Source organism: Lactobacillus sp. ESL0791, from assembly GCF_029433255.1.
GTDB lineage: Bacteria > Bacillota > Bacilli > Lactobacillales > Lactobacillaceae > Lactobacillus.
This window is the reverse complement of sequence record NZ_JAQTHU010000001.1, coordinates 1,485,380-1,497,847: the sequence shown is the minus strand read 5'-3', so window position 1 is coordinate 1,497,847 and position 12,468 is coordinate 1,485,380. Positions and strand designations below refer to the sequence as shown.

Annotated in this window: 7 protein-coding genes; all 7 read left to right on the top strand. The window is 37.2% G+C overall.

Annotated features, from left to right (window positions below):
• Positions 1–418 precede the first annotated feature (418 nt).
• The 7 genes from PT285_RS07315 to PT285_RS07285 all read left to right on the top strand — a co-directional run bounded on the left by PT285_RS07315 (position 419) and on the right by PT285_RS07285 (position 11,619).
• Positions 419–703: a hypothetical protein gene (locus PT285_RS07315; protein ID WP_277149192.1), complete on the top strand. Its 285-nt coding sequence runs from the start codon at positions 419–421 to the stop codon at positions 701–703.
• On the top strand, positions 696–1,112 hold the full coding sequence (locus PT285_RS07310) for a hypothetical protein (protein ID WP_277149190.1): 417 nt from the start codon (positions 696–698) through the stop codon (positions 1,110–1,112). The genes PT285_RS07315 and PT285_RS07310 overlap by 8 nt, the downstream gene beginning before the upstream one ends.
• Before the next feature lie 314 nt (positions 1,113–1,426).
• Positions 1,427–2,743, top strand: a complete 1,317-nt coding sequence (gene murC / locus PT285_RS07305; RefSeq protein ID WP_277149188.1) for a UDP-N-acetylmuramate--L-alanine ligase — start codon at positions 1,427–1,429, stop codon at positions 2,741–2,743.
• Between the two features lie 630 nt (positions 2,744–3,373).
• Positions 3,374–9,724, top strand: coding sequence for a Rib/alpha-like domain-containing protein (locus tag PT285_RS07300; RefSeq protein WP_277149185.1), 6,351 nt, complete (start codon positions 3,374–3,376; stop codon positions 9,722–9,724).
• A 394-nt stretch (positions 9,725–10,118) separates the two neighbouring features.
• Entirely contained in the window at positions 10,119–10,472 is a 354-nt protein-coding gene (locus PT285_RS07295; RefSeq protein ID WP_277149183.1) for a hypothetical protein, read from the top strand.
• A 138-nt stretch (positions 10,473–10,610) separates the two neighbouring features.
• Positions 10,611–10,856, top strand: a complete 246-nt coding sequence (locus PT285_RS07290; protein ID WP_277149181.1) for a reverse transcriptase domain-containing protein — start codon at positions 10,611–10,613, stop codon at positions 10,854–10,856.
• A 133-nt stretch (positions 10,857–10,989) separates the two neighbouring features.
• Positions 10,990–11,619: a transposase gene (locus tag PT285_RS07285; RefSeq protein WP_277149179.1), complete on the top strand. Its 630-nt coding sequence runs from the start codon at positions 10,990–10,992 to the stop codon at positions 11,617–11,619.
• Positions 11,620–12,468: the final 849 nt, after the last annotated feature.

Here is a 12,468-nt window from a genome sequence, read left to right as displayed (position 1 = left end):
AGTATAATTTTAACTAAATTAGGGAGGGAAAATTATTATTAATTCAAGTAAACGAAAACTAGCTTTAGCCGGCTGGCTGCAGGCCAATGATATAGTTAGCTATAATGTTCCCTTAAAGTTACAAAAATTTATTTTCTTCTATGAATGTGCATGCAAAATAAATGGCAAATTCTATGAATTTGATAGATTAAAGGGATATAAAAATGGCCCTGTTTTTAGTACAGTATGGGGTGATTATACTAGAAACAGGAATCAGTTTGATATATATGCTGATAAAGAGTATAAATCTGAAAATAGAGATTTCATTAACAATGATATTGTTTTAAAAGTCGGCTTTTTTATAAAGACATGTACTGAGCAAGAATTGTCTGATATAACGCATACAATGAATATATGGAAATGCAAAGAAAATAGAATTTTGGCTAATGAATATCAGGTGCCATTAGATGATGAAGATTTCAATTCTTCAGATGCACAATTGATTAATAATATTCTCTCAATTTATCCAATTAAAATGATAAATAATAGTAAAGTGATTTCTATTAAAGATAAAATTTTCATTTTATCTAAAAAAGATGCAGATGCAATGTCTCCACAACAAATGGATACATTACAAGAGCTGGCTGATATACAAGAACTGGAAAATCCAGTACATATTTCTATTGATAATGAAGATAAGAAAGGACGTTTATTAGTTGATTAACCAACAAGATGTTATAACAATAAAATTGCCTTTCCCTAATATTAGTTCTGATCTTGCAGTAACTGCGCATATGTATATATGTGACAAAAGAAATAAAGATGATTATTTTTTTGTAGAGTGTCAAACATTTAGAAATAAATTTTATCATTTACATAATTATATTATTGAGCGAGCAGATATAACCAGAAATCCATTTAAAAATACCTTTTTAATTGATTGTGATAAACTTTTTAATATTAGAAGTGTTTCAATATCAGAAGATTTATTAACACGTAAAAGACGAGATGTATCAGAAGAATTGTTTAACGAAATTGAGAACAAGTTAATCAAAGAAAGTTACTTAATTAACGAAATAGATAGATTAGATGTTTCAAGATTAAATAGGAAAATAAATTTGTTGCCGCGTTAATTTTATAGATGTTCTCCTAACCGGTTTACTATACCAAATAAAAAATAGCTTCCCACATTATAACTTCAGTTAGTTTGGGAAGCTATTTAGTTAATTTGGAATTCAATCACCGCCTACAATGTGGAGCTGAAGTTCGCCTAAAAAATTGTAAGCATTACTATTATAGAATGAATAGTTATAAAACAGGAAATTTCTACGTTAAATTATGATTTTGCGAATCATCATCCATAGTTAAATTACCAACTGTGCTCATTTCGGTTGCTGATAATGGTAAAATGGTAGAAGATTAATAATTTGAAATTTGGAGCAATGAAATGTTAGATAAGAAAAAACAGATTTGGTTTATTGGGATTAAGGGAACAGGTATGGCCTCTTTGGCACTGTTGCTGCATGACCTAGGCTTTAACGTTGCGGGCAGCGACATCACCGAATACACTTTTACACAGGTGCCGTTGGAAAAAGCGGAAATTGAAGTTAAGCCGTTTGCTGCGGATAATATCAAGGCTGCGGGCCAAGTCGTTGTTAAGGGTAATGCCTTTAAGGAAGATAATGTTGAGGTCAAAGCCTGCAAGGAGCAGGGAGTTGAATGGCAGAGCTACCCCGACACGGTTGAGGAAGTGGTGCAGATGCACACCAGCATTGGCATTTCCGGTACACACGGTAAAACTTCGACAACTGGTCTTCTGGCTCATGTCTTGGGCGAGGCTGCGCCGACTTCTTACCTTATCGGTGACGGTGAGGGCAAGGGCGTGCAAAATTCACGCTTTTTCGTTTATGAGGCCGATGAATACCGCCGCCACTTCTTGGCCTACCACCCGGATTACCAAATAATGACCAATATTGATTTTGACCATCCGGATTACTTCAAGGACCAGGCTGATTATACTTCTGCTTTTCAAACCGCGGCCGAGCAAACGAAAAAGGGTCTGTTTGTCTGGGGCGGCAATAAACGCCTGCAGAATCTTAAGGTCACGGTTCCGAAATATACCTATGGCTTTGCTGCTGACAATGATTTTCAGGCGGTGGCGATTGAGCGCAAGACTACCGGTTCGGCATTTGATGTCCTGGCTCATGGTAAAAACATTGGCCGTTTTGCCATTCGTTTATTTGGTGATCATAACATTTTGAATGCCTTGGCCGTAATTGCGGTTGCTTATACCGAACAGATTCCGGTGGAAGACATTCGCAAAGGTCTGCTTACTTATCACGGAGCTAAACGGCGCTTTTCCGAAAAGGACTTCGGTGATATTAATATCATTGACGATTATGCTCACCACCCAACAGAAATGCGGGCAACGATTCAGGCAGCACGGCAGAAGTTTCCGAATAAGCGCTTGGTCGTGGTCTTTCAGCCGCACACATTCTCCCGTACGAAAAAATATGCGGCTGACTTTGAAGAAATTTTACGCGGAGTGGACAAGGCCTATGTTACACCAATTTATGCGTCAACTCGTGAACAGAGCGGTGACATTTCAAGTGAAGATTTGATTGCGCAAATCCCAGGTGCTGAGGTAATTGATTTGGAAAATATTGCCGACTTGACGCAAAATAAGGACAGCGTGATTATTTTCATGGGCGCTGGCGATATTCCGAAGTACGAGGATGCGTTTGAAAAATTGCTGCAAGGATAAAAAGTGTTCAATTTAATATTGCAATTCTCGAAAAAATATTTATGGTCAAATGATCAATATGACATATGTTTTCGTGAAGGACAGTCGTATTTGAAAAGTTGTCATCAAAATTAGAAAATATCAAGACAGGTTCACCACCTGCCTTTTTTATTGTCAATTTTGAATGATTATGAACTAACTTGAACGATTGCTATAGTTTTTTATAACTAAATGATAACTTTAAGCAAAGATAAATTGTATTAGAGATGTAGAAAAATTTACAATAATAATTTAAATATACAAATTCATAGTAAGTAATTTAAAACTACTAAAGTTTTTCTTTATAACTTGATCATAGAAGTACAAAAAGCTTAATAACAAGATAAATTTTAATTATTAACATTATAAAACATGTTGTTATTAATTGTGATTAAATAAGCAATTAGCAATGATGGAATGCTTTAAAATAAATGAAATATTTGTTAATCATAGCAATTATGTTTATAACTATATCCTTATATAAAAATAAATTTATTATACAAATTTTATGCAAAACGCTTAATCTTTTTAATAATCGTTCTATAATATTTGCTATTAAGCTTATTAATAATATTAAGAATTATTCATTGAATAATTCGGAAAGGACGAAATATGTTCGGAAAGAACAATTTTGATGAAAAATTAAGAAGAATGGAAATGCAGGCCAAGAAAGACCGCTTCTCTATCAGAAAATTGGCAATTGGTGCTGCCTCTGTTTTGCTTGGTTTTAGTTTCATGGGAGTAGCCAGCCAAACGGCTAAGGCTGATACGCTTGCTGCTGGTCAGCAGGAAACGGTTGTTGCTAATAAACAGGAAAATGCTAAAGATGTGGCTAATAAGCCTGAATTATCAACTTTTTCGGGTTTAAGTGCCTTTTTACGGGGCGGCAGTGAAGAAGAGAGTAGCGCTAGCGAAAGTAGCACTGCAAGTCAGGCTTCAGGAGCTTCATCAGCAAGCAGTTCAAGTGCAAGCGAAGCTTCAAGCAGCTCACAGGCAAGCGAGGGCAGTCAAAGCTCAAACGCATCACAAGCAAGTACTGGGTCCACTGCTTCACAGGCCAGTCAGGCAAGTAGCAGCGGTTCGGAAGCAAGTGCTGCTTCAACCGGCTCAGTTAGCTCTGACGGCGCACAAAAGATTAAAACCACACACGCAAATGATATTGTGATTCACCACTTATTAGTGGATGCTTATGGCAACAAGACCACAACACCAGTTAAGGGCTTAGGTGACGAAAAAGGTGATACATACATTGATGGTTATATTGGTGATACCAAGACCATTAGTGCGACTGATCCAGAGCAAGTAGCACCAGATGGTTACAAGATTGTTGCGGATCAAAAGAGTGTGACTTGGACCTTTGTCAAAGATCAGAATAAAGAAATAATCTTTTATTATCAGATAGTACCCACTGTACAAGAGAACCCTGGCATAAGCACTAGAGATGACTATACGCCAGCAACAGATTTTACTTGGCAATATAATTCTGATAATACTGCGTATATGAAAAAATTTAATGGCAGTGAGCAATATGTTAATATTCCACCTACTATTGTCAATCCAAGCAATGGACAAACTTATACAGTAACAAGAATTGATGGTAATTATGGTGGTCAGGGTGATGGTACTAGCACTAGTGAGTCTCCTGCTACTCCGAATGGGTTAATCAATAATAGTCAAATAAAATCATTGACAATACCTGGTACGATAAAGACGCTATATTGTGGTACAATTGGTACCCTGCCTAATCTAGAGAGTTTCACTTGGGAAGAAGGAGGAACTACTATTTCCCAATCAATTCAAGATCTAGGTCCTGGAGTTGGAAATTCAGCTAACGATTACTTTTGGGAAGTATTTTGGAATACGCCAAAGTTAGTTCGTTTGTATTTACCATCTACTTTAGTAAATAAGGTGGATCCCAATAGAAGTAGGCCTGACCAAATAAGTACTCTAATTGGACACTCTACATCTCCGTTAGCTCGTTTTAATAATATTGATTATGTTATGAACAACTTTGCTCATATATATTCTGATGATGGTGGGCAAACTGAAACGCCGCTTTCTGCTTATCGTGATATTAATTATTACATTCCCGATGCTAATAATAATTTACAGGATCCAGATATAGTTCAATATACTACGAGTAAAGGTTATCGTCTTCCAACTTCAATTAGTAACGTACAAGGTGCTACTTATGATGCTACAGCTAAGAATTTCAAACTAAATCCGGGAGTTACTTCAATTTCATATGATACTACGATTGATATGTCATCCTTGAATAAGCCTAATAAAGTTCTTAATATAACGCTTGTAATATTTAGAGGCAGCATTGGGGCAAAAGATGCTACATTAAATGTTGGTGATTCATTTAGTTTAGCTAATAATTATGCTGGTGGTACTACTGCTGATGGCAATACAATGTATTGGGATAATTCTGGTGTGAGTGCAACCATAACTGATAGTAGTGGTAATATTGTTCAGCCTAGCCAAGTAACGCAGCACTCTGGTACGTATAATATTAAGTATACTTATACTTATGGCTTTGATGCTGACACAATTCAGTCGAACCAAGCTACAATTACGGTTAATCAAACTAATAATATTACTGTATCATTAATTGATGCGAAAACTGGTACGCTTATTACCAGTATTCAGCCAACGGTACCTAATTTAGTGACTGGCACTTCATTAGATTTAAGTGCAAATAGTACTATTCTTCAATCAGCTATCCCACAAGATTATCACTATGCTTTACCAAACGAATTGTCTAACGGACAGGTGCAACCGGGCAATCCTGTATATGGCGTTAGTCCACAGAATATAAATGTTTATATCAGTAAAGTTACACAAAAGGCGCCAATTAATGTTCATGCAGTTACGATTCCGGGTGATAGCACAGCAGTAGTTCAGGTCCCACAGTTTGCAGATCAAACAAGATGGGGTGAATTTTTAAATACTACCAATAATGTGATGGGCGTCGCATGGTCTAATCCTGCAGATGTAAATATGGCTAATGGACCACTTGATCCGGCTTCAGCAAGTCATAAGGCAAATATTGCAGTTAAATTAAAGGATAATTCTATACAAACAATTAATGCAGACTTAAATGTAGTAGGTGCAACTGATGCTGGAATTACAACAGGCTTTAATAGTAATAGTGATCGTTCTAAAGATGTGGATGATGCAGATGCTAAGGCTGCTGTAAATAGCAGTGCAATTGCTGATTTTGATGTTACGAAATACACTTGGGCTGCAGACGCAAACGATAGTCAATCAGTAGACACAACTTGGAGTAGCAATTCAGAGCAGCCACATGATGCTTATGTTATTGTTCATTATAAAGATGGAACAAAGCAAGCTGTCAAAGTTCAAGTTAAGATTATAAGTCAAAAAGATCAAAATGCTGCAAGTGGGCATGTTGTCGGCCAGAAACAAAACAAGAATATTGGCATGCATGTCAATGAAACAGAAGCTGGTCAAGATGGCGTAGATGCTTTACAAAAAGACCATTGGAATGATTACTTTGATAACACGGATAATGTTGCGTCAATTAAGTGGCACAATCGGCCTACTGTAAGTAGTGCCACAGAAGATGGAGCGCCTGATACGACCGGCTCATTAGATGTAACCTTCAATGATGGCTCAACGACAACAATTACAGGAGTTAGAGTAGACGTTGCAGGTGCTGAGGCAGATGATAATGCTAAGGCTGATTCAGAAATTCCTTTGAATAATGATGCTGGGTCTTATTTAAGCGAGACTTCTAAAGATAAGATTAAGGGCTTTAATCCAACATATTCGTATGCTGATAAAGATGGTAATCCAGTCAGCACACCGAAGCTAAATTATCATGATGGTGAAAAGCAGACGATTTATGTAAAGGTGACTTACCATGACAATAGTAGTAAAGAAACAGGCAGTCAGCTTGTAAGTGTACCAGTAGCAGTAACTAGTCAAGCTGATAAATATAAGTTAACTGGCAATACTATAACTGTTCATGCTAAAGATGATGTATTGAGTGGTACAGTTGGCAAACCAGCTGATGTGTTAGGCGCGACTGATGGAAAAGGCAATGCAGTTAATGCAGGTTCAATAGTTAATGAAGTTGACTGGAATCCAGGTCAAACACTTAATACGGTGGGCTCATCTACAGCAACGGGAACGGCACATTATAATGATGGTACAAGTACTCAAGTAACGTTTCCAGTTAATGTCATTGGTGCAGTAGCTAAACCAAGCAATACAGTATCTAATAAGCCATTAGACAATGATCCAAGCAAGTATTTAGACACAAGTTCACTAAATGGCAGCAAAGAGCAACCAAGTTATACATATGTGGATGCAAATGGTAAAGAGACCACAACACCCCCGACTTTGACATATACTGATGAAAACAAAGGCAAAGAGGATGTAGTTATTCATGTAAACTATTCAGATGGCAGCAAACAGACAATTAAGGTGCCGTTTACGATAGCTAAGCAATCAGACTCATATAGTTTAACGGGTAAGACAATAATTATTCATGTTAGTGATACAGCACAGAATGGGAAAATTGAGCCAGTAAATGATGTTGTTTCAGTATCGGAAGGGACAGCAGCTGTTAATTCTGCTGATACGGTTATTGATCATGTTGATTGGAATGCCAACCAAATCTTTAATAGGATTGGTGATGGTCAATCTGCAACAGGAACAGCAACATTTAAAGATACTACAACAAAGTCATTTGCTTTTAAGGTAAATGTTGTAGGTGCTAAGGCAGATCCAAATGCGACAGTTGATTCAAAGGTTCAGTTGACTGGTGATGGTTCACAGTACTTAGACAGTGATTCCAAGACAGCGATTGGCAACTATAACCCAACATATAAATATACTGATAAAGACGGTAATGCAGTAGCAGCACCTACATTAAGTGCTGCAGACGGCAAGACAGGTCAGAAGATTTATGTGACGGTAACTTATCATAAAGACAGTACGAGTGGAACTGAAACAGGCAAACAAACAGTTGAAGTACCGGTAACAGTAATTGATCAGAGCAGCCAAGCTATTAATAATGTAAGTCAAGCACACGCTATGACTATGCATGTGGGTGAAAATGATACGAGTCAAGATAGTTACCTTGATAACGCACAATGGGGCAGCTACTTTAATAATACAAGCAATGTGAAGAGCATGGCTTGGGCAACTAGGCCGACAGTTACTAGTGCTACTGCGACTGATACCCCAGACACAACTGGTTCAGTGACAATTACGTTTAACGATAATTCCGCTAAGACGTTGACCGGAATTAAAGTAGATGTAGTTGGTGCAAAGGCAGATTCAAATGCAACAGTTGATTCGAAGGTTCAGTTGACTGGTGATGGTTCACAGTACTTAGACAGTGATTCCAAGACAGCGATTGGCAACTATAACCCAACATATAAATATACTGATAAAGACGGTAATGCAGTAGCAGCACCTACATTAAGTGCTGCAGACGGCAAGACAGGTCAGAAGATTTATGTGACGGTAACTTATCATAAAGACAGTACGAGTGGAACTGAAACAGGCAAACAAACAGTTGAAGTACCGGTAACAGTAATTGATCAGAGCAGCCAAGCTATTAATAATGTAAGTCAAGTACACGACATGATAATGCATGTGGGTGAAAATGATACGAGTCAAGATAGTTATCTTGATAACACGCAATGGGGCAGCTACTTTAATAATACAAGCAATGTGAAGAGCATGGCTTGGGTGGCAAGACCAAAGGTTAGTGATATCACAGCAACTAATACCCCAGACACAACTGGTTCAGTGACAATTACGTTTAACGATAATTCCGCTAAGACGTTGACCGGAATTAAAGTAGATGTAGTTGGTGCAAAGGCAGATTCAAATGCAACAGTTGATTCGAAGGTTCAGTTGACTGGTGATGGTTCACAGTACTTAGACAATAGCTCTAAGACAGCGATTGGCAACTATAACCCAACATATAAATATACTGATAAAGACGGTAATGCAGTAGCAGCACCTACATTAAGTGCTGCAGACGGCAAGACAGGTCAGAAGATTTATGTGACGGTAACTTATCATAAAGACAGTACGAGTGGAACTGAAACAGGCAAACAAACAGTTGAAGTACCGGTAACAGTAATTGATCAGAGCAGCCAAGCTATTAATAATGTAAGTCAAGTACACGACATGATAATGCATGTGGGTGAAAATGATACGAGTCAAGATAGTTATCTTGATAACACGCAATGGGGCAGCTACTTTAATAATACAAGCAATGTGAAGAGCATGGCTTGGGTGGCAAGACCAAAGGTTAGTGATATCACAGCAACTAATACCCCAGACACAACTGGTTCAATAACAATTACGTTTAACGATAATTCCACTAAGACGTTGACCGGAATTAAAGTAGGTGTAGTTGGTGCCAGTCATAAAGACGGCAGTGAACTCAATTCTGAGGAACCTGTGCCAACAGATAGTGATAGCTTAGGCAATTATCTTAATACAGGTACAATCAGTGACTGGTCACCGACGTACAGTTTAGTTAAGGCCGACGGCACGCCAGCAACTAGTCCATACTACAATACGACTTGGACATCAGGCAGCCATGAGTCAGAGGATATTTATGTCAAGGTAATGTATCATAAGCCAGGCAGCGGAATGACCGGAGCAGAAGATGGTTTTCAAATTGTAAAGGTTACAATTGGTTTACGGCAACCACCAACACCTGTTACACCTGTAGTTATTACGCCAAAAGGCGGAATGGTATTTGTAAAACGTGGACAACGGTTAACTGCAATTGAAGCCCAACGTGCGATTTCAAATCATGAAGAATTGGATAAGGCAAACGCAAATTATAGTTGGGTTACGCCATTACCTAATACGCAAATGTTAGGAAGCAAAATTGGACATGTTCGCGTATTTTATAAGGGGCAAACAACGATTGTAATGGTAACAGTTATGGTTACTAATTAATGAAAGGGGAAAGTAAAAATAAGTTACTATTTATAGCTTAAGTTTTGAATATGTAAAAAAGCTAATGCAGTTTATGCAACTGTGTTAGCTTTTTTTGTGGGTGCGCCAAGCATGGGCAATAATTAGACGGTGCAAGTCCGTTGTGAGCCATCGTAGTTGGAATTACTAGCTAAAGGCAGGGGTTTCTATCACTAGTTAGACTTTTCAGTGCGTCCAAGGTAAACTGTTGAACCAATGAACAAGAATTGACTATAAGGCCGGTAATAGTGGATAAGGCTGCTAAACAAGCTAATACTACGTGAAACTATTGTAGGTAGAGCCAGCGGTTAAATGACAGGAAAGTTATTGTTCTTACCCGGGGAGGTCTGTTTGACTGATTTTAGCAGCGGTATATTTGCCCAACAAGAACAGTCTGAGCAGTGATGTTCGGTTAGTCAGACAGAAGTTAGCCAAGGTCATAGTAGCTGGTAACAGTGAAGGACCGAACTACAATTATTATCACTTGATTCAGGAAGTGGAGATTGTACGCTCAACACAGAAAACAGAGAAATCTGGCTGCCAGCAAAGAACAGTTATGGAAGAGCAAGGGTATGCAGGAATGTGCAGCACGGTTTCTGGTGAAAGAAGAAGTGATGAACACTCATTACGAGAGAAAGTGCTAGACCGTAATAATTTAAATGCAGCCTACCAACAAGTAAAACGTAATCATGGTGGAGCAGGCATTGATGGTATGACTGTTGATGGCTAATTCACTTATATAAAGGAACACAAGCAGGAGCTGATGCAGCCTGCGTGATGAAACATATAAGCCAAAACCGGTGAAACGGGTAGAAATTCCGAAACCGGAGGGCGGCATGCGCAAGTCTTAACACCAATTCTGGAGCCTGTGTTTTCAGATAATAGTTATGGGTTTCGACCAGACAGAAGAGCTCAAGATGCGGTGCGAAAGTGGTCGAATAATTACAATCAAGGCTATCACTATGTGGTTAGTCTTGACTTAAAAGCCTATTTTGACAATGTTAATCATGACCTGTTGATGAAGTTCCTTGAACAACATGTTTACGATGAATGGATTCTGCACTTGGTACAGAAGTTTTTAATCAGTGGGGTAATGAATGGGCAGATTCTTTGAGAAAACAAAGGGACGCTGCAAGGCAGCAAGCTCTCCTTTCGCGGTGAGTATGTGAAATTGCCATTATATAAACTCTATCAGTTTTAAAATTATAAGAGTCGCGACTTAACACCGACGTCTAATATTGTTATTCATGGATCTCAATGCTTATTATCAAGATCTTGCTCGGGTACTTTTTCCCAATGCGCAAATTATTATTGATCGCTTTCATCTTGTTCAGATGCTTAATCGTTCCTTTAACCAGCTGCGAGTCCAAACCATGAAACAGTATGAACATAGCGACAGCCGTTACAAACTGCTCAAGTTTTACTGGAAGTTTTATTTAAAGCCGGTAGCTGATTTAAAAGGCGATAAACTCAAGTACTATCACCATCTCAAAAGGATGTCTAATCAAGCTTTTATCGTAGATGAGGGACTTGATTGTTCGCCCAAGCTGAGAAACACCTATAATTTCCTGCAAGGCTTTAGTAAAGCATTGAGAACAAAGAATGTGGGACAAATGTTGGAATTACTAGACTGCAAAGAAGATTTAGGTACACAAATGAAGATTACGGTTAAAACCTTCAAACACAATCGCACAGCCGTTCTAAACGCCGCAAGATTTAAGTATGCCAACGGTTGTGTTGAGGGAACTAACCGCAAGATTAAGCAAATAGAGCGGACAGCTTATGGCTATCGAAATTTTGATAATCTAGTAACCAGAATCATGCTGGAATCAAAAAATAGTGTGCTAAAAGAAAACACTTTAAGCAAGATTGCTTAAAGCATTTAAAATCAAATATTATTTTTCATCAACAGCACTTGACGAAGAGCCGTTATTTTCAGGCAAATATCTACCAATTTCCTTATCATCGTGTGGTTATGCATCCAAGAAAATTAGGGTCACCTTGTTTACGTGTCGTTAAATTACTTGCTGTGACCATTATTAAATCTATATATCTTATTTTGAAGTAGTGTTAACACATGTTATTACTAATGTAATAAGGAATCATGTTGATATCAAGATTTGATGGTTTTAAAAAACTTGATTTTAAGCAAATTATCGAAGAAATTTACTGTAATAATAGTTCCAAAATATTTTTGTTCAGTACTTCATGTGCTTTCATGGAAGACTACCGTATTTGAAAAGTTAATATCAAAATTAAGAAATTATAAAAACAGGGTTAACCCCCGTTTTTTTGCTAGTTATGAATGATTTTGAATTATGATGAACGAATTTGAACTATTTATACAAGTATATCTAATTTAATAATAAGAAATAATAGTGTAAAACAAAAATTAATCATGTTGATGATGTAGCAGAAATTTACGGTAATAATTCAAATATAAAAATCTACACTAAGTAATTAAAAAAAGACTAAAGTTAATTTTTATATCTTTATCATTGAAGCAAAAAAGCTTAATTGTAAGACAAATTTTACCAAATATTTTTAAAAGAAACTAACTATTAGTTGCTTATCAGACATAAAAAATATTGTATTGCAGCATTAGTAAATATAATATTTGATATTATTAAATATATTGCTAGTTAGTGTAAGTGTATAAAATATACTTGACAATAAAATACTTTAAAAACAATAAAATTCTTATTAAGTATAGTAATTATATTTAT